The organism is Arthrobacter sp. zg-Y769, from assembly GCF_020907405.1.
Lineage (GTDB): Bacteria > Actinomycetota > Actinomycetes > Actinomycetales > Micrococcaceae > Arthrobacter_B.
Window position 1 is genome coordinate 379,665 of record NZ_JAJJOE010000004.1, and the last position, 23,493, is coordinate 403,157.

23 protein-coding genes and 1 pseudogene are annotated in these 23,493 nt (G+C 66.4%); 7 read left to right on the forward strand and 17 right to left on the reverse strand.

Features of this window, described 5'->3' with window-relative positions; translation table 11 throughout:
- Position 1: 1 nt before the first annotated feature.
- The 15 genes and pseudogenes from LOC60_RS04015 to uraD all read right to left on the reverse strand — a co-directional run bounded on the left by LOC60_RS04015 (position 2) and on the right by uraD (position 13,230).
- Positions 2-229 (reverse strand): biotin/lipoyl-containing protein, encoded by a 228-nt coding sequence (locus LOC60_RS04015; protein WP_230022330.1) that lies wholly within the window; start codon positions 227-229, stop codon positions 2-4.
- Complete coding sequence (locus LOC60_RS16260; protein WP_230022338.1) at positions 226-1,062, reverse strand: PCC domain-containing protein; 837 nt, start codon at positions 1,060-1,062, stop codon at positions 226-228. The genes LOC60_RS04015 and LOC60_RS16260 overlap by 4 nt, the downstream gene beginning before the upstream one ends.
- Before the next feature lie 223 nt (positions 1,063-1,285).
- Complete coding sequence (locus tag LOC60_RS04025) at positions 1,286-2,050, reverse strand: SDR family NAD(P)-dependent oxidoreductase (RefSeq protein ID WP_230022340.1); 765 nt, start codon at positions 2,048-2,050, stop codon at positions 1,286-1,288.
- A 22-nt stretch (positions 2,051-2,072) separates the two neighbouring features.
- Positions 2,073-3,572 (reverse strand): TRAP transporter large permease, encoded by a 1,500-nt coding sequence (locus LOC60_RS04030; protein WP_230022341.1) that lies wholly within the window; start codon positions 3,570-3,572, stop codon positions 2,073-2,075.
- Positions 3,573-3,576: 4 nt separating this feature from the next.
- Positions 3,577-4,092: a TRAP transporter small permease gene (locus LOC60_RS04035; protein WP_230022343.1), complete on the reverse strand. Its 516-nt coding sequence runs from the start codon at positions 4,090-4,092 to the stop codon at positions 3,577-3,579.
- Positions 4,093-4,094: 2 nt separating this feature from the next.
- Entirely contained in the window at positions 4,095-5,105 is a 1,011-nt protein-coding gene (locus LOC60_RS04040) for a DctP family TRAP transporter solute-binding subunit (RefSeq protein ID WP_230022346.1), read from the reverse strand.
- Between the two features lie 243 nt (positions 5,106-5,348).
- Complete coding sequence (locus tag LOC60_RS04045) at positions 5,349-6,038, reverse strand: FadR/GntR family transcriptional regulator (RefSeq protein ID WP_230022349.1); 690 nt, start codon at positions 6,036-6,038, stop codon at positions 5,349-5,351.
- A 126-nt stretch (positions 6,039-6,164) separates the two neighbouring features.
- On the reverse strand, positions 6,165-7,010 hold the full coding sequence (locus LOC60_RS04050) for an HpcH/HpaI aldolase/citrate lyase family protein (RefSeq protein ID WP_230022352.1): 846 nt from the start codon (positions 7,008-7,010) through the stop codon (positions 6,165-6,167).
- Positions 7,011-7,114: 104 nt separating this feature from the next.
- Positions 7,115-8,449 carry an allantoinase AllB gene (gene allB, locus LOC60_RS04055; protein WP_230022880.1) on the reverse strand — a complete coding sequence of 445 codons (1,335 nt, stop codon included), beginning with the start codon at positions 8,447-8,449 and terminating at the stop codon, positions 7,115-7,117.
- Positions 8,450-8,461: 12 nt separating this feature from the next.
- Positions 8,462-9,271 (reverse strand): annotated as a pseudogene (locus LOC60_RS04060) (TIM barrel protein); the annotation flags it as partial.
- The gene (locus tag LOC60_RS04065; RefSeq protein WP_230022355.1) at positions 9,271-10,095 is read right to left on the reverse strand and encodes a bifunctional allantoicase/(S)-ureidoglycine aminohydrolase; all 825 of its coding nucleotides are present in this window, start codon (positions 10,093-10,095) and stop codon (positions 9,271-9,273) included. The gene LOC60_RS04065 and the pseudogene LOC60_RS04060, both read right to left, overlap by 1 nt.
- Entirely contained in the window at positions 10,095-11,417 is a 1,323-nt protein-coding gene (locus LOC60_RS04070) for a DUF6986 family protein (protein ID WP_230022362.1), read from the reverse strand. The genes LOC60_RS04065 and LOC60_RS04070 overlap by 1 nt, the downstream gene beginning before the upstream one ends.
- On the reverse strand, positions 11,417-12,361 hold the full coding sequence (gene pucL / locus LOC60_RS04075; protein ID WP_230022363.1) for a factor-independent urate hydroxylase: 945 nt from the start codon (positions 12,359-12,361) through the stop codon (positions 11,417-11,419). Before pucL ends, LOC60_RS04070 begins: the two co-directional genes overlap by 1 nt.
- Positions 12,362-12,364: 3 nt before the next feature.
- The gene (uraH, locus tag LOC60_RS04080; RefSeq protein ID WP_230022364.1) at positions 12,365-12,706 is read right to left on the reverse strand and encodes a hydroxyisourate hydrolase; all 342 of its coding nucleotides are present in this window, start codon (positions 12,704-12,706) and stop codon (positions 12,365-12,367) included.
- Positions 12,703-13,230, reverse strand: coding sequence for a 2-oxo-4-hydroxy-4-carboxy-5-ureidoimidazoline decarboxylase (uraD, locus tag LOC60_RS04085; protein ID WP_230022366.1), 528 nt, complete (start codon positions 13,228-13,230; stop codon positions 12,703-12,705). The genes uraH and uraD overlap by 4 nt, the downstream gene beginning before the upstream one ends.
- A 233-nt stretch (positions 13,231-13,463) precedes the next feature.
- Here uraD and LOC60_RS04090 point away from each other — a divergent pair, with 233 nt between their 5' ends.
- The 4 genes from LOC60_RS04090 to LOC60_RS04105 all read left to right on the forward strand — a co-directional run bounded on the left by LOC60_RS04090 (position 13,464) and on the right by LOC60_RS04105 (position 19,140).
- The gene (locus tag LOC60_RS04090) at positions 13,464-13,991 is read left to right on the forward strand and encodes a DUF3995 domain-containing protein (RefSeq protein WP_230022369.1); all 528 of its coding nucleotides are present in this window, start codon (positions 13,464-13,466) and stop codon (positions 13,989-13,991) included.
- 287 nt (positions 13,992-14,278) lie between these two features.
- Positions 14,279-15,457, forward strand: a complete 1,179-nt coding sequence (locus LOC60_RS04095) for an XdhC family protein (protein WP_230022372.1) — start codon at positions 14,279-14,281, stop codon at positions 15,455-15,457.
- Positions 15,458-15,466: 9 nt separating this feature from the next.
- On the forward strand, positions 15,467-16,321 hold the full coding sequence (locus LOC60_RS04100; RefSeq protein WP_230022375.1) for an FAD binding domain-containing protein: 855 nt from the start codon (positions 15,467-15,469) through the stop codon (positions 16,319-16,321).
- The gene (locus LOC60_RS04105; RefSeq protein WP_230022388.1) at positions 16,318-19,140 is read left to right on the forward strand and encodes a molybdopterin-dependent oxidoreductase; all 2,823 of its coding nucleotides are present in this window, start codon (positions 16,318-16,320) and stop codon (positions 19,138-19,140) included. Before LOC60_RS04100 ends, LOC60_RS04105 begins: the two co-directional genes overlap by 4 nt.
- A gap of 167 nt (positions 19,141-19,307) precedes the next feature.
- Here LOC60_RS04105 and LOC60_RS04110 read toward each other — a convergent pair whose 3' ends face one another.
- A complete protein-coding gene (locus LOC60_RS04110) occupies positions 19,308-20,291 on the reverse strand; it encodes a hypothetical protein (RefSeq protein WP_230022399.1) in 984 nt (327 codons plus the stop codon).
- Positions 20,288-20,626, reverse strand: coding sequence for a PadR family transcriptional regulator (locus LOC60_RS04115; RefSeq protein ID WP_230022401.1), 339 nt, complete (start codon positions 20,624-20,626; stop codon positions 20,288-20,290). Before LOC60_RS04115 ends, LOC60_RS04110 begins: the two co-directional genes overlap by 4 nt.
- Positions 20,627-20,889: 263 nt before the next feature.
- Between LOC60_RS04115 and LOC60_RS04120 the strand changes: the two genes are divergently transcribed.
- From LOC60_RS04120 to LOC60_RS04130, 3 genes are all read left to right on the forward strand, one after another.
- Positions 20,890-21,228 (forward strand): PadR family transcriptional regulator, encoded by a 339-nt coding sequence (locus LOC60_RS04120; protein WP_230022403.1) that lies wholly within the window; start codon positions 20,890-20,892, stop codon positions 21,226-21,228.
- Positions 21,225-22,253 carry a hypothetical protein gene (locus tag LOC60_RS04125; protein ID WP_230022405.1) on the forward strand — a complete coding sequence of 343 codons (1,029 nt, stop codon included), beginning with the start codon at positions 21,225-21,227 and terminating at the stop codon, positions 22,251-22,253. Before LOC60_RS04120 ends, LOC60_RS04125 begins: the two co-directional genes overlap by 4 nt.
- A 129-nt stretch (positions 22,254-22,382) precedes the next feature.
- Positions 22,383-23,348 (forward strand): hypothetical protein, encoded by a 966-nt coding sequence (locus LOC60_RS04130; protein WP_230022408.1) that lies wholly within the window; start codon positions 22,383-22,385, stop codon positions 23,346-23,348.
- Positions 23,349-23,493 lie beyond the last annotated feature (145 nt).

Consider the following 23,493-nt stretch of genomic DNA (forward strand, 5'->3'; position numbering starts at 1 on the left):
CCTACGAAATAGTGGCGATGCTCTCATCGACCGAGATGATGTCACCCTCTTTAGCTGTGAGGGATATGGTCCCGGCGCGGGGAGCAGTGATCTCGTTGCTGGTTTTGGATGTCTCCAGTTCGGCAATAGGCTGTCCCTCGGTGACCTCCTCGCCGTCCTCCACAAGCCATTCGGTCAGCTCGGCTTCTCCTTCATCCCCAAGGAAATCGGTAGTTAGTAGGACATTCATGCCAGTGCCTCTTTCTGGTGCTCGGGGAGATCGGTTCCCCCCGGGATGGGGTTGAGTTCCTGGATCAGGAGTTCAAAGGTGACAGCAACCGGGTTTTCCCCGGGGACAAGGGTGCCTGCGTGAACCTGCCCGTATTTGTCGACAAGGGTGCAGTTGATGGTGACCTCCGGTTCGCCTGCCGTGTTCGTCGTGAGCAGCCCGACAAGAGTCGCTACTTCGGTACCAGGCCCCTCAACCCTGACCGGCCCCCGCTCTGCGGGCCCGGTGAGGGTTGCCCCGATGAGGCTGCCGATTCCGCCCCTGATGGCTGCGGTTCGTATGCCGGCGGATGCGCAAATGGTTTTGACGGCCGAGGTGATGTCCTCGTTGGGACAGACTCGGGCGATAACTGAGCGGCAAGTCTCTCCCCGCTCCCGCTGGTTTTCCGGCATGGTCGAATCCTTTACGAGTTGGGGCGTGAAAACCGGCATCGCAGTTTCGGGGTCGTCCGCACTAACGAGGTCGACGTCGTGCAAGGCATGAAGCACAACAACCGGGGGGCTCTGCCCGATCTGCGTTTCCGGCCAGATGTGGCCCGCCTGCAGCACCCCGTCCGGAGTGGTCCAGAGGCAGTGACTATGGATAAAGGGACTTCCGTCCCTGGAGCCCAAGGTGGCCGCACCGAGAATCAAATTGGCCTGGGGAGTGGTCCGGGTAGCGCTGTAGCTGACCGTTCTTTCATGTGTTCCGTCTGCCGGCACGCAGTAGCTGACAGGTGAAAGTGACCCCCCCGACAACTCGGCTATTCCGTTCCGCGCCCCGATGCCATGCAATGCATCAAAGAGTTGGCTCACTAGGGGTTGTCCGGGCTTAAGCCGGATTACTGCTGAGGACATGCGTGACTCAAAGGCGATCAACCGCGGTCTAGTCTGCGGTCCAGGGTGAACAAGTGTCAGCATTGCGACTCGTTTCTTGCTCGAGGGTGGTGAGCAGTTACGAGGCCGGGTTCCGGGGTTTGGAATGACCTCTTTAGAAATTGGTACTACCAAGAGATGCAAAATAAGAGGGGTCCCACATTCAGCCGATGGCAGCTCCGCCGCAGACCTTGAGAGTGTCGCCGGTGACGAAGGCTGCTTCGGGTGAAGCGAGGTAGGAGACGGCTGCGGCTACCTCGACGGGCGTTCCGAGCCGTTTGATGGCCTGGTTGTCAAAGGAGTAGCTCATGTTGTCGGTCATCGGCGTCTCGATAGGGCCGGGGGCAACGGTGTTGCAGGTGATGCCGAGGGTTCCGACTTCTTTCGCCACCCATTTGGTGAATGCGATGACCCCGCCCTTTGACGCTGCGTAGGAGGGGCCGGACCGTCCTGCCCCGTCCCCTGAGGCATAGGGGCCGCCCATAATCCCGCTGATCGAGCTGATGTTGATGATGCGGCCATCGCCTTGGTTCTTCATATGGGGATAAATGGCCGCTTGGGTGAAAAGAAACGTTCCTCGCAAATTGGTCTCGATATCGCGAGTCCAGGTTTCGTCATCCATGGTTTCGAGGTCAATTCGCCCGCATGTGCCTGCATTGTTAACCACAATGTCGACTGTTCCGAAGGCGTCGACAACCGATTGCACGCATGCTGACACCTCTGCCCGGCTCCGAACGTCTACGGCGGCCGTCATAACCTTCCTGCCCGTGCGGTCCGTGATGTCCCGCGCTGCCTCGGTGGCGTCGATGACGTCAACTATGCAAACATCGGCGCCCTGCTCGGCAAGACGCAAGGCGATCGCGTGTCCGATACCGCGGGCGCCGCCGGTGACGATTGCACTCTTTCCGGCGAGTGTTTCCACATTCATGTGGCCTCCTGGTTGATGCCCATTACAGGCCGAGAAGATCGGGAAGGAAATTGCTGAGTGCGGGCACAAACGTCACCAGCATGAGGACGCCGAGGCCCGCCAGGAAGAACGGCCAGATACCCTTGATTGCTTCTCCGAAGGGGATTTTGGCGATGCCGGCCGCAACGAACAGGTCGATCCCCACAGGCGGCGTGACCAGCCCAAGCGCAAGGTTAACCGTCATAAACACCCCAATTGTGGTCATGTCCATTCCCAGTTCCAGCAGCACCGGGACAAAGAGCGGGATGAAGAGATAGAAGGCGGAAATGGCGTCCAGGAACATGCCTGCGATCAGGAGGACCAAATTGATGAGCAGGACAAGGATCACCGTGTTGCTGGTCAGCGACAGAAGGCCTTCAGCAACGGTCTCTGCAATCTGATACTTCGTGATCACGTACGCAAAGAGTGTCGCTGTAGCGATGATGAACATAATGCGCGCGGCTTGCACGCCCGCAGTGGCAAAAATCTTGTAAACATCCGCGACCTTCAGGTCCCTCATCACAAACAAACCGATAATCAGGGCATAGACCGCAGCCACGGCGGCCGATTCAGTAGGCGTGAAGACGCCACCGTAGATTCCGCCCAAGATGATAAAAGGCATCATGAGCCCTGGGATGGCACGGACCAGCGCTTTACGGATCACTCGTGCCGGTGCCCGCGTGGTTCGGATTTGGATAGAGGTATCGTGCGGAATGTCCGCAAGGGTCATGGTGGCAGGATTCGCACGTTCCGGCCCGACCTCGGCGGCACCCTGACGCGGAGCGACATCCGGGGTCGATGGGGCTGCCCCTCCAGCATCGGGCGCTGTCCCACCCGCCGGATCTTTGGGACGGCCCAGGGCGTGCGCTGCGTGCAGCTTTGCACTTGCCTTGGCCTGCTCCATTTCCCTGGGCAAAAACCGGGCGACCAGGTAGAACGCAAGGCCCATGCACAGTCCCGGCAGCACACCTGCGGCGAAGAGCCGTCCGATGGAGATGCGTTCGTAGTCGCTCGCTACTACGGCGAAGACGATGAATGCGATGCTGGGTGGGATTACGATTCCCATCTCGCCGGCGCTTGCCACCAGGGCTGCAGCATGCCGTTTTTTGTACCCGTGTTTTGCGAGAGCGGGGATTAGTATTCCGCCCAGCGCTGCCACTGTTGCCGGTCCCGATCCGGAGATCGAGGAGAACACCAGAGCCGCCAGAATGGTGGTGAGTGCGATTCCGCTTTTGCGGTGCCCGACGCAGGCGTCGGCGAGTTCGATCAGCCGGGCGGAGATGCCCGTCAGTTCCATGATGACGCCAGCCAGTATGAAGAACGGGATGGCGAGGAGAGTTTCGGAGGCCATTGATGCGTACATGATTCCCGACGACGGGAACAGTGCGTTCACGCCCTGCATGTACAGGATGGTTACTAAGGAGGAGATGCCCATCGAAAAGGCGACAGGAACACCGAGGAAAAGCAAAAGTAGGAATGATCCGAAGAGAACGAGCTCAAGCATGTGGTTACCCTCCCGGCAGGAGCTGGCTTGAGCTCTGCTCGTCATGTTGAATAGCGGTGACGGCCATCTGCACCACTCGAACCATGCCCAGGACGGCTCCGAGGGGTAGCGCGAGCGACAGAAGCCACTGCGGCAGTCCGAGTGCCGGGGTTGCACGGCCCCGATCGAATTGGCTAGCGACCATGTCCCACCCCAGCCACAGGAGGATGGCCAGGAAGGTGAACATCGCGACGGCTATCGCGATGACCACGATTTTGCGCAGGATCGGGCGGGCAACGTCTTGGAGGATGGTGAAGGCCGGGTGTGCGTTCATGCGGATGGCGGCCGAGGTTCCGATCATGATCAGGTACACGGCCAGACCTACAACGAGTTCGTTGCTCCACGAGAGCGAAGCATGAAGCGCATAACGGCTGACAACATTCACGAACGCCAGAAGCGTGATGCTCGCAAAGGTGGCGACAATCAGTGCGTTCTCGAGCGAAGTCAGCGTGCGGTCGAAAGTGGATGCGACTGCCTTCATCGCTATTTGGGCTTCACTGCTTCAGCGAGATCTGCTGTCCACACCGATTCATATTTGTCGTAAATCGGCCCCATGGAATCACGGAAGACGGAAACCTGTTCCTCATTGAGTTCGGTGACAGTCATCGTCGACTTCATTTCCGCGAGCTGCTCCTCGCCGCGTTCACGGTTGGTCTTCTTCTGCAGTTCGTTGGCCTCGGCGGCTGCCTTCTGAACGAGTTCTTTATCGGAATCGCTCAGCTCCTCATACATGTCCTTGTTCATGCCCAGCATGAGCGGGTCGTAAATGTAGTTCCAGACAGTCAGATACTCCTGGACTTCCATCAGGCCGTTGGAGGCAATCACGTCGTAGGGATTCTCCTGGCCGTCGATGGTTCCGTTTTGCAGCGAGGTGAATACTTCGCTGAAGTTCATGGTGATCGGGTCTGCATCCATTGCGGAATAGATGTCGAGGAACATGCTCGAGCCGGGAACCCGAAACTTCAATGCCTTCAGGTCCTCGGGGGCGACAATCTCTTTGCTGTTGTTCGTGATCTGACGGAACCCTGACTCCCCGAACCCAAGGAGTTCAACCCCCTGCTCGTTGGCGAGTTCCTTGTAGGCATCGAGTGCCCCGGCTTCAATGGCCGCGTCTGCTTCCTCGTAGTCCTTATAGAGGAATGGAGCATTGATGGCCCCGTATCGGGGATCAATGCCGGAGTAGATGATGGTTGAGTTGTAGGAAAAGGCTTTGTCACCGTTCATTAGTTGTTCGACGCCGGCAGCCGCATCTCCACCGGAGAGCTGCTCATTTGCGTAGACGTTAACCGTGATGCGTCCATCGCTCTCTTCATTGAGAATCTCCGCGAACCGCTCGGCACCCAAGTACCAACTCGACGTATCGCTTACGGTCACGGTGAAGTCCCAGTTATATGTCTCCCCTTCTTCCCCGGCACCTGCGTTACTGGATCCGGAACCACACGCGGTTAGCATCAGCGCGGCGGTCAGTACGGGAACAATGTGCTTCGCCTTCATTCTTCTCCTCCTTGAGTGATACTCCCCCAGCAACGGTGGTTGTCTGGCGGAGGGCGGTGCGGTGATGCGCGAGGTTGGATTAACCAAGTTCAAACACAGGTGCAACGTCGGTGTGGCACTGCGAATACCCCCAGTGTGTCGTAGTTGGTACTACCAGACAAGAGTCTGGAGTAACCAGATTTAAATACTTTTGTGTGCGCAACCCCGCACGGCAGGAGCACGGGGGAAGCTCCTGCGGCTCCGCTAAGTCGTGTGATTTATGAGTTCATCAAGCCAGGAGAAGTGATCGTCAACGGCCATAACTGCGGCACCTTCATCTCCGGACTGCACCGCTTCCAGAATCGCCCGATGCAGGATGCGCATTCGGACCCGGTCCTGGTCGAGTGCGAGGTGCCGCATGGTATTGGACAGGACCGTCGAGAGGACCTTGGCGAAAAACACCAGCCCTTGCGATCCCGAGGCATTAAAGAGGGCTTGATGGAATGCCATGTCTGCCGCATGCAGTTCAGATGAGTCATCAGAGGCATCCATGCGGTCCACCGCTACGGCCATGTGGGCGCAGTTGACGTGGTCAACTCGCCTCGCCGCTTCAATCGCTGCCTGCCGTTCCAGCGCCACACGAACCGGCACCAGGGAATCAACAGTTATTTTCGATCCCATCAGCCCCAGGGTCAGCACTTCACTAACCGTTTCCGGACGAAGCCCGATGACGAAAGTTCCAGCCCTGTCCCTTCGCTCCAAAACACCCAGCGACTCCAGCCGGCCTATCCGGTCTCGAAGAGCGGTCCGGCTCACATTGAACCGCAGCGCCTGCTCGCGTTCACTTGGCAGGCGGTCTCCCGGTTCCATAGTGACAATCTGATTCATGAGCATGCCCATGATCGCGTCGCCGAAAAGCAAATCCTGAGAAGCCGTAGGCGGCTGAAACTCCATGCGTTGATGGTACCTTCTGGGGCAAACTGGTATTACCACTGCTGCCTCACACAGCGAACCTGCCGCTTAAGCGGCACAGCTGCGGCACCCGCACCGGATACCGCAGCTGTGTGGAACGAATAATTTCTAGGCGTTCCAGAGTCCGTAGGAGTCCGCCAGCGAGGAGATCTTCTGGGCGCGGGCCAGGCGCGGCAGGTAGGAGCCGTCGCCCACCACGGCTCCGGCGGCATGCGCCTCCAGCAGCTCGTGGGCCCAGGTGATTTCGGATTCGCTCGGCGAGAGACCCTGATTGATGAAGTCCGTGGCCTCGGGCATCAGGCACAGCTTGCCGGTCATGCCCATGCTCTGCGTGACCTTGCAGGCTTCCAGCAGCTTTTCACCCAGTGCGCCGACGGTGGGACCGTCGATCGGGCCGGGCAGCTGGCCGACGCGGGAGGCGACCACGAGCTTGGAGCGGGCGTAGGCCAGTGCCATCGGATCATCCGAGGCGCCGGTGTCGCGGCGGAAATCGCCGACGCCGAATGCGAGGCGGAAGGTGCCCGGCGCGCTGGCGATGGCGGTGGCATTTTCAATACCCAGGGCCGATTCCACCAGGGCCAGCACCGGGGTGCCGGCCTGCAGGCGCATGGCGGTGTGCGTGACCTGCTCGGGCTTTTCGGTCATGGCGAGCATCACGCCGCGCAGGCCGGGGGCCTTCGAGAGGGCAGCGAGGTCATCGGCCCAGTAGTCGGTTTCGATGCCGTTGACGCGCACCCACGCGGTCATGCCGGTGGAGAGCGCCTCGACGACGCGTTCGCGGGCTTCGGCCTTGCCGCCGGCGGGAACGGCATCTTCCATGTCGAAGACCACCGAATCGGCCTCGGACGCCAGCGCCGGTGCAAAATTTGCTTCATCTGCGGCGGAGGCCAGCAGCCAGGAACGGGACAGTTTGGCGGGGAGGGCAGCTGCGCGGCTGTTTCGGAAGGGGGCCATAAATAAGACATTACTTTCACGGCTGGCGGTTCCGAAAATGCGACGGCCGTCATGTGGCCACCGTCACCCCTGTGCGGTGGGCGCCCGGCCACCGTTGACTTCCGCTACGCCTCGCCCCGGCGCAGCAGCCGGCCGGCGGGAACGCCAGGGTCGACGTCGACGCCGGCCAGCAGCGTGCGGCGCACAACGCCGGTGAGCCGCTTCCCCGCGTACGGCGTGACCGGATTCCGGTGCTGCAGAGCCGCCGGATCCACGGTGAAGGTTTCCGCCGGCGCGAAGACCGCGAAGTCCGCGTCCCGGCCCGGCACAATGCCGCCCTTCCGGTCCAGCCCGGCCAAAGCAGCGGGAGCCGCGGACATCCAGTGCACCACCCGCTCCAGCGAAATCCCCCGGGTACGGGCCTCGGTCCAGATCAGCGCCAGCCCCAGCTGCAGCGAAGACACCCCGCCCCAGGCAACACCGAAGTCCCCGCGCACCAGGTCCTTCAGGTCCTGGGTGCTGGGCGAATGGTCCGACACGATGCAGTCGATGGTTCCGTCCGCCAGGCCGGCCCAGAGCTGTTCCCGGTTCGCGTCCGCGCGGATCGGCGGGCAGCATTTGAACGCCGTGGCGCCGTCCGGAATCTCCTCGGCCGTCAGCGTCAGGTAGTGCGGGCAGGTTTCGGCGGTGAGGCGGACGCCGTCGTCCTTCGCCGCGCGGATCAGCGGCAGCGCCTCGGCGGAGGACAGGTGCAGGATATGCGCCCGCGCTCCGGTGCGCCGTGCCGCCTCAATGACCTGCCCGACGGCGCTGTTTTCCGCTTCCGGCGGCCGCGAGGCCAGGAAGCCGGCGTACTGCGGACCGGCCGGGGTGTCCCGGATCTGGCCCGGGTCCTCGGCGTGGACGATCAGCAGGGCGTCGACGGTCTTCAGTTCGGCGAGGACGGTTTCCATTTCCGCCGGTTCCAGGTGCGGGAATTCGTCGACGCCGGAGTGGACCAGGAAGCATTTGAAGCCGAACACGCCGGCGTCGTGCAGGGGACGCAGGTCCGCTTCGTTTCCCGGAACGGCTCCGCCCCAGAACCCGACGTCGACGGCGGCCTGCGGCGCCGCGCAGGCCCGCTTGATCTCCAGCGCCTCCACGGTCACCGTGGGCGGGATGCTGTTCAGCGGCATGTCGATCAGGGTAGTGATGCCGCCGGCCGCCGCCGCCCGGGTGGCCGAGGCGAACCCCTCCCACTCGGTGCGCCCGGGCTCGTTCACGTGCACGTGGGTGTCCACCAGTCCGGGCAGCAGCGTTTCATCGTCGGCCAGTTCCAGCAGCCGCTCCCCCGCCAGCCCGGCACCCAGGGGGACGACGGCGGCAATCGAGCCGTCCCGGACGGCCACTTCGGCCGGGACAATTCCTTCCGGGGTGAGGACGGCGTTGCCGCGGATCACCAGGTCGTAGCGGTCTGCCACCGGCTTCCCAGCGGCAGCCGCCTCCGGCTCCAACCAGTCAAACGCCCCGGAAACCGGCGCCGCGTATTCCAGCGACACCTCCCCGCGGTAACCGCCGCTGCGACTCGCCCGGATCCAGTCCGCCAGGGGCAGGGTTCCGGTTCCGGGTGCCCCGCGGCCGGGCGCATCGGCAATCTGGACGTGCCCGAACCGGCCGGCGTCGGCGGCCACCAGCGCCGCCACGTCGTCGCCGTTCACCGCCAGATGGTAGAAATCGGCGAGCAGCGCCGTGTTGGCGGCCCCGGCGGCGTGCATCCGGTCCAGCACCGCGAACACGTCCGCCGCGGTTTTCAGGGGATAGTCCGGGGCGCCGCTGAGCGGTTCCAGCAGCACGGTTCCGCCGAAGGGCGCGACGGCGCGGGCCCCCTCCAGCAGGTTCCGCCCGGCTTCGGCGTCCTGCTCCTGGGGGCTAAAGCGGGGGTTGCGGTTGCCGTAGAGGGCGTTGAACAGCCGGCAGCCCAACCGTTCGCCGATTCCCGCCACCACCTGCACGTTGGCCCGGAAGTCCGCTCCCCGGTCCGGCAGGGAGGGCAGGCCCCGTTCGCCCGCGGGCATTGCCCCGGCGTCGAAGTTCAGGGCCCCCAGCCGCACCCCGGCGTCGCGGATGGCTGCCTCGAACTCCGCCACCTGCGCCTGCGGCGGCACCGGTTCGGTAAACGGCCACCAGAACTCCACGGTGTCGAAGCCCGCGGCGCGCGCGGCGGCCGGGCGTGCCAGCAGTGGCAGTTCGGTGAACAGAATGGAGCAGTTCACCGAGTATCCGGCGCGGGTACCGTCGTGCATCACCGGCCTCCCAGCAGGACCTGGCGGTTCACGTCCTTATAAAGGAGGTAGCGGAAGTTCGACGGGCCGCCGGCGTAACAGGCCTGCGGGCAGAACGCCCGCAGGGACAGATAGTCGCCTTCCTCCACCTCCACCCAGTCCTGGTTGAGCCGGTACACGGCCTTGCCCTCGAGCACGTACAGCCCGTGCTCCATCACATGGGTTTCGGCAAACGGAATCACGGCACCGGGTTCAAAGGTCACCACGTTCACGTGCATGTCATAAGCGACGTCGTCCACCGGGATCATCCGGGTGGTGCGCCATTTGTTGTCCGTGCCGGGCATCGGCGTCGGCGCGATGTCCGCCTCGTTGCCGAAGACCGGCGCCGGGGTGTGTCCCGGCAGCGGCTGGTGTGCCTTGCGGATCCAGGCGAACTTCGCCGGTTCCTGCCCCTCGTTGAACGCGCCCCACAGCGTTTCGGGCGGCAGGTAGGCGAACCCGCCCGGGGTCAGCACATGGTCCCGGCCCAGCCGGCGGACGGTCAGGGTGCCCTCGAGGACGAAAATAAAGGACTGCACTTCAAGTTCCGGTTCGGGCGCCCGGGAACCGCCGCCCGGGGCCACCTCCATCAGGTACTGGGCGAAGGTAGTGGCGCCGCCCGCCACCGGCCGGTTCAGGATCCAGGCGCGGGTATCGGTCCATTCGGGCAGCACGCTGACCACGATGTCCCGCAGCACGCCGCGCGGAATCACAGTGTAGGCCTCGGTGACCACAGCCCGTCCGGTGAGCAGCTCGGTCTGGGCGGGCAGGCCGCCCTCGGGGGCGTAGTAGCGGGGCGTGTTCACTAGCGGACCTTTTCGTCGGCGGCGGTGGAGGGGCGGGTAGCGCGGGGGTGGGCCAGGGCGGCAAGTTCGACGCCGGTCAGCCCGGTGTCCCGCGCAATCTCCGCCTCGGTGAGCGCTCCGCAGAGCATTCCCCGATGGACAAACCGGGCCAGCGCGCGGGCGGTGGCCGGTTCGTCGAGCACGCTGCCGCCGCGTTTCTGCACGTAACTGCGCAGGCGCGCCGCGGCGTCGTCGTACCCCTCCCGGTAAAAGGCGTACGTCGCCAGGAAGCGGGTGGGCAGCTGCGCCGGGTGCAGGTCCCAGCCCTGGTAGAAGCCGTGTTCCAGAGAGCGGCGCACCAGCCGGGCGTGCAGTTGCCAGGCGGAACGGATCTCGGCGGGCGTGCCCAGCGGCAGGATGTTGGTGGAGCCGTCCGAAAGCCGGACGCCGGTGCCGGCGGCGGCCACCTGCATCACGGCCTTGGCGTAGTCCGCGGCCGGATGCTCCATAGACTGGTAGGCCGCGGCGATCTGCACCGAATCGGAATAGTCGTAGGTGCCGTAGTGCAGGGCGGAGACCCGGCCCTTGGCCCGGTGGATCAGCTGCGCGGCGGGCACCGTGCCGTTGGCGGCCAGGACCAGCTGCGGGGTTTCCACCTGCACCTCGAACCGCAGCCGCCCTTCGGGCAGCCCGTGGGCGTCCTCCAGCAGTTCGCAGATGTAGACCATGGCCTCGACCTGTTCCACGGTGGAGACCTTGGGCAGGGTCAGCACCAGTCCCTCCGGCAGCGGACCGGCGGCCACCAGGCCGGCCAGGAACAGGTCCAGGGTGCGGACGCCGCGGGCGCGGGTGGACGCTTCGAAGGACTTGAACCGGATGCCGACAAACGGCGGGGCGGTTCCGGCCGCCACGGCCTCGGCCACGGCGGCGGCCGCCTGCCGGGCATGGCCGTCCTCCTCGTCGTCGGGCCGGAGTCCGTACCCGTCCTCGAAGTCCAGGCGTAGGTCCTCGATCGGTTCGGTGCGCAGCTTCGCCTCCACCAGCGGCACGACGGCGTCGGCCACGCGGGCGTCCAGGCCCAGCCGGTCCGCCAGCTCAGCGAGGGATCCGTGCGCGGCCAGGGCGGCCAGCGCGTCCTCGCCCCAGCTTTCGGGCAGGGCGGGCACGCAGCGGTCCGCCGGAACATAGACGGTGTGCACGGGCTGCCGGGTGCCGTCGTCGCCCGGGTAGGCCGCGGTGAGCAGCCGGTCCGTGTCCGCGAGGACGGCATCGAGCCGGGCCAGGTGCTCGACGCCGAGGACGGGTTCATCCGCGGCGGCGGAGTCCCGGGAGCGAGGGAGCATCAGCAGAACCCGCCCACGGTGTTCCACACCGATGCATCCGGGTCCGTGCCCTCACGCAGTACGGAGGCTTCGATCAGCCCGTAGGGGCGGTCCGCGGCGAAGAACACCTCGTTGGGGTTGTCCAGGCCAAACGGTGTCAGGTCCACCAGGAAGTGGTGGTTATTCGGCAGCGAGAGGCGGACTTCAACGATCTCCGGGTGGGCGGCAATCACGGCCTTGCCCATTTCATACATGCTCTGCTGCAGGGCCAGGGAGTGCGTCCCGGCGAAGGCATCCAGCAGCAGGGTCCGCGCCGAGGCATAGAGAGAGGTGAAATCCAGTGCGGCCAGGTCCGCGTCCGGGGCGTAGCGCCATTTGGCCGTGACGTCGGTGGCGAGGATCCGGTCAGTGGTTTCGGCGAGGGTGGTGTAGCGGTCCCGCGGGAAGCCGTGGAACTCGGAGCCGGTGGATTTGAGCACGGTCAGGCCGCTGATCCCGGAGACCAGCTGCCGCTCCCCGGCGGCGGACAGCAGCAGGGCGGTGCGGACTTCGGACTTGTCCTTGGCGAAGGCATGGTCGTGGTTGCTGATCCGGTTCCAGAAGTACTGCTCCGCGGCCCAGCGTCCGCCGGTGACCCAGCCGAATTCCCCGGTGAAGTGCTGCTCCAGGCGGAGCAGGAACGCCTCGGGTGAGCCGACGCCGTCGCGGGCGAAGGCGTAGATGGTGTTCTTCTGCGTATCGGTGGCCACCACGGAGGAGTTGTCCCCCTGCGTGTGGGCCGCATCGAAGTCGCCGTGCAGCTGGGAGGTGACGCTGAGGTCCTCGAGCTGGTGCCGGGCAGTGTCGCGGGTGACCTTCACCAGCCGGACCTCGGCCTTGCCGTACTGGTTGCGGCCGAGCACGACCCCCTCCACACCCGCCGTGGCGGTGTTGCCCCCCGCGGGGGCCTGTTTCGCTTCTGTCATGGCTCAGCTTCCTCGGTAGGTGGAGTAGGCAAACGGGCTCAGCAGCAGCGGAACGTGGTAGTGCTGGCCCGGATCGGTGAGGCTAAAGGTCAGGGAGACGCTGGGGAAGAAGGTGTCCGTTCCCGTGGCGGCGAAGTAGGCGCCGGTGGCGAAATCGATCCGGTAGGTGCCCGGTTCCAGTTCCGCCGGGCCGAGGCTGCCGATCCGGCCGTCCCCGTCGGTGGTTCCCTCGCCCACCCGGGTCGCGCCGTCGTCGCGCAGGAACCAGAGGGAGGCGGCGACGCCGGCGGCGGGCTTTCCGGCGCCGGTGTCCAGGATGTGGGTGGTGACGTGGCTGCGGCTCATGCGTTCAGCAGTCCTTCGAGTCGGAGGATGGCGATGTCCCGCAGCTGGGCTGCAACGACGGGGAGTTCCTCGGTGTCGTTGTGCTGCAGTCGTTCTTCGAGGACGGCGAGGATGTCCTCGGCGCTGCGGCCGGCGGCACGGATGAGGAAAACGCGTCCAAACCGGTCTTCATACGCCCGGTTGCCGGCCTGCAGCCGGTCCTGGATCTCCTCGAGTCCGCTCACGGACTCCTGCTCCCGGCGGGAAAGCCGTGCTTCGGCGCCGCTGCCCTTCGGGCTGTCGCCGATGCGCGGGTGGTGGGCCAGGGCGGCGTCGATCTCCGCCTCGGTGAAGTCCGGGGCGGCAAGTTCCGCGAAGCTCAGCAGCTCGCCGGGGGTGGCGAACGGGCGGGCGGCGGCCACCTCGTTGCACCACCGGGGAATGTCGGCGCAGGGGCGCAGCATCTCCTCCGCGTCCCGCCGGGACGCGGTGTTGAACGCGGCGAGGAAATCCGGTGCTTCTGTCGGCACGTCTTCTGAGGGCACGGGTGTCAGCTTTCAGTCAGGACTCTTCCGCCGCCGGCGCTGGACACCCTTGACCATCGGCGTCGCCGACTTGATTCGATGTTCCGGAAACGGAATTTATATTTGGGACAGTCTGTTCGCCGCCGATGTGTCTGTCAAGGAACATATGCAACCCGCCGTATTACCGCGGATTAGTTTGGGCGCTGTTCCGCGGACCCTTCCGGAACGCGAAGACCGGTTCCAGAATGATTCCTATGGACCGCTCCACGGGACAGCGGATGGCACGGAAAACAAGCCGGCGAAAGGCCCCAACCGGGTTTGGCCGCGCCTGCCTCTGGACGGCCTGCGCCGCCGGGCTGCTGCACGCCGCATTCAGCCTCTACTGGGCGCTGGGCGGCCGATGGCTGCTGGACACCGTGGGCCAGTGGGCGGTGCAGGAATCCGCCGACGCGCCGCTGCGGACCGGGCTGCTGCTTGGAGCTGTGGCACTGGCCAAGGCGGCAGCCGCAGTGATTCCGGTGGCGGCGGCGTACGGCCGGTTCCCCTGGCCGGGCCTGTGGCGGACGGTGAGCTGGATCGGCGCCGTGGTGTTGGTTCTGTACGGCGGTGCGAACACGGTGGTCAGCAATGCCGTGCTCGCCGGGCTGATCCGCCCGGACACCGGGTATGACCGCATGGCGACGATCGGGCATGCCTGGCTCTGGGACCCGTTGTTCCTGCTGTGGGGCCTGGCCCTGCTTGGTTATCTCGTACTGTCCCGTGCCGGACGGGATAACCGCTAGGAACGCGTCGGCGGGAGGGACATCATTTCCGGCGAGGTATCCCTAGGGCGGGGACCGCGTGGTACGCTTCCCTGCAATTACCGGGGCATTAGGGTTTTAGTGCCGGATATGCACAACGGCAAATGACATTCTTTTCCGCCCGTAATTGATAAGCAATGCGTCTCGAAATAGGTGACTGAGCTGCGGATTTAGGGGCTTCTGCGCGTTATTCCGGCAGGGTGAACTTCCCGCTTTAGTGCTGGGCTAGCCGGTGGCGTTTGCCACCCCTTGCTGGAGGGTAGGCCGCGATGTTGGACATGTTGGAGGAATTGGCAGCCGCCACGGCAGGGGACCTGCCCTGCGCCGCGGCAACCATCGTCCGAGCCTCCGGGTCGGTTCCCCGACCGGTGGGCACCACCATGCTGATCAGCGGCACCGGGAGAGTCCATGGGTCGCTTTCGGGCGGCTGCGTGGAGGCCGCCGTCGTCGCCCTCGCCGAGGACGTCCTCGCCGACGGCTGCCCGCGGCTCGAGTCCTTCGGGTACAGCGACACCGATGCGTTCGCCGTCGGACTCAGCTGCGGCGGCACCCTGGACGTCTTCATCGCTCCGGTCCTCCCCGGCTGGATCCCGTCCGTTCCGGCTGCCGGCACGCCCTGCGCCCTGATCCGGCGGATCGACGACGGCGCGGGCGCGCGTCCGGTGTTTATCGAGGACCCGGCCGGGACGGCCGCCACGCCGGCAGGTCTGCTTTCCACCCACGGTCCCGCACTGGCCGCGCTGCTGGGCACGGATCCGGCGCGTGCCGCCGCCCGCCTCGCTCCCCTTCTGGCTTCGGGCCGTACCGGCGTCGTCGAGCTGCGCGGCGGACAGCGGGGCTCAGCGTCCGGCGGGCCGGACTGCGACGGCGGCAGCACCGTCCTGTTCCTGGAGTCCCGGCTGGCGCCGCCGCGGCTGGTGCTCATCGGCGCGAACGATTTTTCCGCCGCCCTCGCCCGGCAGGGACGCCTGCTCGGCTACCGCGTGACCATCTGCGATGCCCGGCCGCTCTTCACCACGCCGGACCGTTTTCCCGACGCCCACCAGGTACGCGTGCAGCGGCCGGCGGACTACCTCCGGGACGAGGCTGTCGCCGGGCGGCTGGATGCCCGGACGGTGGTCTGCGTCCTCAGCCATGACGCCCGGTTCGATGTCCCTGCCCTCACCGAGGCCCTCCGCCTGGACCTCGCCTATGTGGGGGCCATGGGGTCCCGCCGCACCCACGACGCACGCATGGCCGCCCTGCGAAAATCCGGGCTGACCGGCGTCGAGCTGGCGAAGCTGCACTCCCCCATCGGCCTCGACATCGGTGCAGCCACTCCCGAGGAGACCGCGGTGTCCGTCTTCGCCGAAATCGTGGCCGCCCGGTCCGGGGCTGCGGCGAGCGGCCAGCCGCTGGGCGCAGTTTCCGGCCCCATCCATCCCGTCAACCGGCTCCACGCCAGCTGAGGAAACCCCATGGACCTGCCCACCGTTTCCGAGCTGATCCGCACCGCGGACCCGCAGCACTGGCGCCCCGGCGACGCCTGGCTCGCCGGCGGCACCGTACTGTTCTCCTACGGCAGCGACACCCTGCAGCGGCTGCTGGACCTCACCGCCGCCGGCTGGGAACCGCTGGCGATGAACGACGACGGACTCGAGATTGCCGCCACCTGCACCATCGCGGAACTGTATACGTTCCCGGGCGCCGTCCCGCCCCGGGTGCGGCAGGCCTGGCCGGCGCTGGACCTGATGCAGCCGTGCTGCGACTCGTTTGTGGCCTCCTTCAAGGTTTGGAACGTCTCCACGGTCGGCGGGAACATCTGCACCGGCCTGCCCGCCGGGCCCATGACCTCGCTGGCCGCGGCGCTCGACGGCACCGCACTGGTCCTCTCCCCCGGCGGCACCGTGCGTCGGGTGCCGGTGGCCGAACTCGTCATCGGCGACGGCCGTACCGCGCTGGCACCCGGGGAACTGCTGCGCAGCATCACGCTTCCTGCCACGGCGCTGCGTGCCCGCACCGCGTTCCGGCGGCTCTCGCTGACGAACCTGGGCCGGTCCGGGGTGCTGCTGATCGGCCGGACCGATGAGGACGGCAGTTTTGTCCTCACCGTCACCGCGGCCACGAAACGACCGGTCCAGCTGCGCTTTCCGTCCCTGCCGGACGCCGCCGGGCTGGGGGCCGGTTTAGCGGAAGCGATTGATGCCGGACTCTGGCACGACGACGTGCACGGGCTGCCCGCATGGCGGCGGGACATGACCTATCGGCTGGCGGAGGAGATCCGCGCCGAACTTGCTGCACCCGCACCCGCACCGGAGGACGGTTCCCTGTGACGTACCGGATCAACAACGCCGAGGTGGACGCCGCGCCTTTCCCCGGCCAGTGCCTCCGCACCTTCCTGCGCGAACAGGGCACCCTGGGCGTCAAGAAGGGCTGCGACGCCGGCGACTGCGGCGCGTGCACCGTACATGTGGACGGCCGGCCCGTGCACAGCTGCCTGTACCCGGCGGTCCGCGCCGAGGGCCGGGAGATCACCACCATCGAAGGCCTGGCCGACGGCGCGGGCCTGGCCGATGGCGAGGCGCTGCATCCGATGCAGCAGCAGTTCCTGGACGCGCAGGGTTTCCAGTGCGGGTTCTGCACCGCCGGCATGGTGATGACCGCCGCCACCTTCGACGAGCAGCAGAAAGCGAACCTGCCCCGGAACCTCAAGGGCAACCTCTGCCGCTGCACCGGCTACCGGGCCATCGAGGACGCGGTCTGCGGGCACCGGCACACCGAGGCGGACACCGCGTCCGACGGCGGGCCACGGACCGTCGGGGCCAACGTGGCCGCCCCGGCCGGACCGGACATCGTCACCGGCCGCGCCCGCTACACCCTGGATGTCCCGGCGGAGGAGCTGCCCGGGCTGCTGCATCTGAAGATCCTGCGCTCCCCGCACGCCCATGCCCGGATCCTGTCCATTGATGCGAGCGCCGCCCTGGCCGTGCCCGGCGTTGAAGCGGTGCTGACCCACGAGGACGCCCCGGACCAGCTGTTCTCCACCGCCCAGCACGAACTGCACACCGACGATCCCGACGACACCCGGGTACTGGACAGCGTGGTCAGGTTCCGCGGCCAGCGGGTGGCCGCCGTCGTCGCCGACACCGTGGGCGCTGCGGCCGCGGGTGTGCGTGCGTTGAAAGTCGACTACGAAATACTGCCCGCCGTGCTGGACCCCGCTGCAGCCCTGGCACCTGGAGCTCCGGAGGTCCATCCCGGGACCGCCGGAAATGTCGTGGCGGAACTGCATTCCGACATCGGCGACGTCGACGCAGGACTCGCCGCGGCCGACGTCGTGCATGAGAACACCTACTACAGCCAGCGGCTGCAGCATGTGGCGCTGGAGACGCACGGGTCGATCGCGTCCTTCGATGACCTGGGCCGGCTGGTGGTGCGGACCTCCACGCAGGTGCCGTTCCTGGTCCGGCGGACGCTGTGCCGGGTCTTCGGGCTGAAGCTCGCCTCGGTGCGCGTGCTCGCCGGCCGGGTGGGCGGCGGGTTCGGCGGCAAGCAGGAAGTACTCACCGAGGACCTCGTTGCGCTGGCCGCGTTGAAGCTGAACCGGCCGGTGCAGCTGGAACTGACCCGCGAGGAGCAGTTCACTGCCACCACCACCCGGCATCCCTTCGCCGTGAAGGTCCGGGCCGGTGCCGCCGCGGACGGCACGCTGACCGCCCTGGCTCTGGATGTGACTGCCAATACCGGGGCCTACGGCAACCACGCCCCCGGCGTGATGTTCCACGGCTGTGGGGAATCCGTGGCCGTTTACAGGTGCGCCAACAAGAAAGTGGATGCCCGCTCCGTCTACACCAACACTCTGCCGTCCGGGGCGTTCCGCGGCTACGGGCTGAGCCAGATGATCTTCGCGATCGAGTCCGCCATGGACGAACTCGCCCGCGGACTGGGCATGGATCCGCTGGACTTCCGCCGCCGCAACGTGGTGGCCCTGGGTGACCGCATGGTGTCCACCGCCCCCGAACCCGCCGAGGACGTGCACTACGGCAGCTACGGCCTGGACCAGTGCCTGGAGCTGGTGTCTACTGCTCTCGCTGCAGGGCGGCAGCGGGCGGAGACCTCCGGGGCGGCACTTTCCGTTTCGTCCGAGCTTTCCGTTTCGTCCGGCGCGGCCGACGACGGCGGGTGGCTGGTGGGCGAGGGCACCGCCGTCGCCATGATCGACACCGTGCCGCCGCGCGGGCACATCAGCCACGCGAAGATTTCCCTGCGCGAGGACGGCCGGTACGGGCTCGACGTCGGCACCGCCGAGTTCGGTAACGGCACCACCACCGTGCACGCGCAGCTGGCCTCGACGGCGCTGCACACCACCGCGGACCGGGTGGTGATCCGGCAGTCGGACACCGATCTGGTGGACCACGACACCGGTGCGTACGGCTCCACCGGCACCGTGGTGGCGGGCAAGGCGTCACTGGCCGCGGCGGAGGAACTGGCCACCCTGCTCAAGGGCTTCGCCGCGTCCCTGTTTCACCACACCTCGGCGCAGGTGCATCTGCTGGCGGACGCGGTGGAGTGCGGCGGCGAGCGGGTGCCGCTGGCCGACGTCGCCGCCCGGGCCCGCGAGGAAGGCATTGACCTGTCGGCGGAGGGCCGGTGGGGCGGCACCCCGCGGTCGGTGGCCTTCAACGTGCAGGGCTTCCGGGTGGCGGTGCATGCGGGAACCGGGGAGATCCGGATCCTGCAGAGCGTGCATGCTGCGGACGCCGGCGTCGTCGTCAATCCGCTGCAGTGCCGCGGCCAGATCGAGGGCGGCATTGCCCAGGCCCTCGGTGCGGCATTGTTCGAGGAGGTGCGGATCGACGCCGAGGGCACGGTGGAAACCCGGATCCTGCGCGAGTACCACGTCCCCACGTTCGCCGACGTGCCGCGCACGGTGATCTTCTTTGCCGACACGGACGATTCGCTGGGACCGATGGGCGCCAAGTCCATGAGCGAGAGTCCGTTCAATCCGGTGGCGCCGGCGCTGGCCAATGCGCTGCGGGATGCCACCGGTATCCGGTTCGCCCGGACGCCGTTTGCCCGGGACCGGGTGTACCTGGGGCTGCGGGCTGCACGCGTTCCGGTGGAACGGGAGGCTGCCGCTCCGGCTGTGTAGGGCTGGTTGCCCTCCTGTTTGTGCATTCTCCCTCCGGTTTGGGAAATCCCTGCCACTGCGCAGCGCAGGGATTTCCCAAACCATGCGGTTTTTCCCAAACCGGAGGGATCCGGCCAGATTTCCCGCGCTGAGAACCCCGGCGAGGAAACAACCCCGGGCAACCGGGCTCAGGCTGGCGTGGTGCCCCGGCCGGCGAAGCTCAGCACGGGCCGCTTCCAGGCCGCCCACGCGCTGACCACGCCCACGACAGAGCAGGTGACATAGAAGACCCCGGGTTGGATCCCGATGAGCCCAATAGCCGTGTTGCCCCCGAGGCCGAGGAACATGCCGGAAAGCGGGAGGGAAGTCAGGGGGATGAGGACAAGGCAGGCCCAGGGTCGCACCTTCGGCCCGGCAGCGGCCAGAAGCGCGGCAAGGACCACCAGCTCCAGGGCCCACCAGGCCAACCGCTGGTCGTTGATGAGGTAGGGGCCTCCCCAGAAGGTGCGCTGGGCTCCGCCGCCTTGAAGATAGCTGGTGAGGGTGAGGAAAACACCAAGGACCGGCGCGCCGATGAGTACAACCTTTCGGAGCACCGGGGTCCGGATGGGGTCACCGGACAACGTCAGCAGACCCGTTACTCCAAAGACGGCAAACACCAGGGGATGAACCGGGATGGGTGGATCCGTGACCCCGAGGAAGACCGTCAGAGCGATGCTTGCAGCGACGGAAGCCAGCTGCAGGACTATGGCAGTAGTGCGCCGTCCGGCTGCCCGGGCTCCGAACGCCGCGACGGTCAGGATAAAAACGATCGCAGCGGGAGTGGTGAACGCTCCGAACGGATTATCCACCAGGTTGTAGCTGTTCCAGCGGAACCACCGGCCCACCTCGCCAAGGACCATCATCACCAGCGCGAGCGCGGTACCTGAGATGGCCCCGATGGCAGCCATTCGGTCCCGACTGCGGCTCGGCAGGACCTGGTTCACCCGCGCGACGGTTCCGTGCAACGCCAGCTGCAGCAGCTCCGGTCGGGTCGGCTTCCCCCTTCCTTCGCCAGCTGCGACGTCGAGCAGCACCCCCAGGAACTCCTCGCCGTGCCGCGCGCGCCAGCCGGCAGGGTAGGCCCTCAACGCCCGACGATATCGCTCCTCCATTGCAGCTGATTCGCTCATGCCAGCGCCCCATTGGTCCTGACGCGCAGGCTCTGCCGCGCGGCGTCTGCGGCGGCCTCCATCCGGTCGGCCTCCCTTTTCAATGCGTCCGCCCCGTTGTCCGTCAGTGCGTAGTACCGGCGGAGCCGTCCCGCCACTACTTCCTCGCCGGCGTCCTCCACCAGACCCTCCTCCTGAATGCGGTCCAATGTCGTGTAGAGGCTGCCGGGTTTGAGCGACACCCTCCCACCGGAAAGCTTCTTGGTTTCCGTCAGCAGGGAGTAGCCGTGGTGCCTACCCCTGGCTAACGCGGTCAGGATCAGGAAGGTGGGTTCGCGCATCTCTCGGGTGCTCATGGAAGCAATATATGTATGTGACATGAATATGGCGAGGATTTACGGCCTCCCGGATCAGGACCAGGCCAACCCCTGCGGCCTGTCTCGATCCCCGCGGTCTGTGACAATCCCTGCGCTGCGCGGCGCAGGGATTGCGACAAACCGCAGGATTCTTGCCAAACCGGAGGGATCTCACGACCACCGAAGCTATCCGAAGTAAACGTGACCCAACCGTTATATACATTTCTTCCCTATATTCAGTTTTTCTGACTATTGTTCTGGGCATGAGCAAGCATGAGATGCGCGAACCGACCTTCCTGGTCCTCTCCGCCCTGGCTGACGGACCCAAGCACGGCTACGCCCTGATCGCCGAGACGAAGGATCTCTCCGGCGGCCGGGTGAAGCTGCAGCCCGGCACCCTCTACGGGGTGCTGGACCGACTGCGGGAGGACGGGCTGGTGGAGATTTCCGGCGAGGACGTCGTGGACGGCCGCGCCCGCCGCTACTACCGGATTACAGACGGCGGCGCCGCCACTCTCGCTCGGGAAGCGGACCGTCTGGCCGCCAACGCCCGGCAGGCGATGTCCAAGCTCCGGCTTCGGGCAGCGCAGGCCGGGGCATGACCGGGGGCGCCTCCAAACTGGAGGCCGCCTACACCCGGGCCTTGTGCGCCTACCCGCGCCGCTGGCGCCGGGAGCAGGGCGAGGAACTGATCGGCGTGCTGCTCTACGTCGCCCGGTCCGAGCAGCGCACCAGGGCCACCCCGGCCGAACTGTTCAACCTCGTGGGAAACGGCCTGGCAACCCGCGGCCTGGAACTGCTTGGCAGCGTGGGTCGGCGGCGGCGCAACGTCATCGCCTTCACCGCCACGGTGTTGGCCACCTACCTTGCGCTCACCCTGACCCTGCTGGGCGAATGGGGTCCGTGGGTCCGGCCGGGCACGCTGCGCTGGCGCCCCACCGGCGAGGGATTCGGGGAGGCGTTCCTGGCCGCGGGGCCGTTCACCACGGCGGCCGCAGCGGTTTATCTGGCGCTGCTCGCCGGATTCGTTGCCGCGCTGACCGGCCGGCAGTCCATGCGCCGGACCCTGCATCTCAGCGCGGCAGTCACGGCTCCGTTGATCCCCCTCTCTGGCGCGGTAACGGGAATCCTCGCACCGCCCCTTACTCCCATGCTGCTGCTGAGCGGCCTGGCGCTGCTGGCCCTCATCGGCAATCCCGCTGCCAGCGCTTCCCGCCGTGTCCTGCTGGCTGCCGTTACGGCAGGTGTGTCGTTCGCGGGTCTGTCGCTGGCCGTAAGCCGGCTCTCCGGCGGTGCCGCCCTGTTCTTCTACGACGCCACAAGCGTGCTTGCCGTCGACGCCCGGTCTCTGACACTGGCAGCGGCGGCGTTGATGCTGGCCGTCGGAATGGTCCTGGTCAGCGCAACCCGTCTGATCCCCTGGACGGCTGGCCTGGCCGTGGCATCGGTGCCGTTGCTGGTCCGGCTCTGGTCTGGAGGTTCCCTCGAAACCTGGCTTGCCGCCTCGGGATTACCCGGTCCCGTTACCGCTCACTGGGAATGGTCGTTCCTCGTACTGGCCTTGGCCACTGCAGCACTGACCGCCGCGGACCAGCAGATCCGGTCCCGACTTCTCCGAACCGCCTGACCTGCACCCCCAGCTTCCCCGCCCCACCAGCACTGCCTGCTCCACCTGATTACTGCTGTCGTTCTGCGGACATGCTCCCGATGAGCTGGTCCGGCACCGCACCTTGGATTCAGTCTCGAAAGGCACATCATGAACCGCAACCGCTTCTCCCCCGCTGCGCCCGCACCGGCCGCCGGCCCCGTCACCCCGGCCCGCCGTCGTCGTTACCTCGCCGGGTTCGGGGTCATCGCCTTCGGAGCCGCCGCTCTCGCTGGCTGTGCCGCCGATTCCGGCCTGGCACCGGTTTCGGAGTCTTCGGCCGACCCGTTCGAAATCTATTTGGCCGAAGATATGGACGCCATTCATTTGGCCCAGGACACCCTCCGCTTGCAGTGCTACGCGGACAACGGCTATCCCGAATATGAGGCGTTCATGCCGGAGGAACCGGCAGTGCAGTGGCGCGCGGATCTGCTGGACCAGCTCACCGTTGCGGACGCCTTCTTCGAAAGCGTGCAGGACGCCACGTCCAGCGGGCTCCGCGGCGAACAGTCCGGCCCGTCGCCGGCCAAGGTCTTTGTGCATGACGACGCCTTCGAGGCAGTGTCCGAAGCCTGCAACACGAAGGCCTGGGCTGCACTGGGAGACAACGCCGAGCAGAGCCTCATCGACTACAACCGGCTCAGCAGCAAGCTGGCCGGCGGCCTGGCCGACCGGACGTTTGAGGCCCTGGCACCCCTCCAGCAGGAAGTGGTCCAGTGCCTGATCGACGCCGGGGAGCCGGTGACGCCGGCGTCCGACAAGCTGTACGGCTTCACGTCGGACATCGAGCTCGGCACGGCGGTGGAATACCCCGAACGCAGCGGCCCGAAGCAGGCTTCCGGTGTGGAGATCATTCCCGCCGACGTCGAAATCACCTACACGCCCACTCCCGCCGAAGCGGCCCTGGCCGTGGAGTATTACAACTGCTCCTTGGAAACAGGCGTGCGGGACGAATTCGACGCCCTGATTCTTGAGACCAAGAAGGAAGTTGTCGCCGAGCACGCCGCGGAATTGGAGAAAGCCAACCCCCGGATGGCGGAACTGGCCGCCACCGCCCGCGAACTCACCGCCCGCTAGTCCCGGGTGCCGGTGCCCGACCGAGCGGCGGGCACCGGCGTCGTCGGCATCCTGTGAACACGGGACCTCGCTTCAGCGTCGGGTAACTGACCGGCCCAGCACATCATGTGCGCGCACCGACGCGGCGGGGGCACGCCGTTGTCCG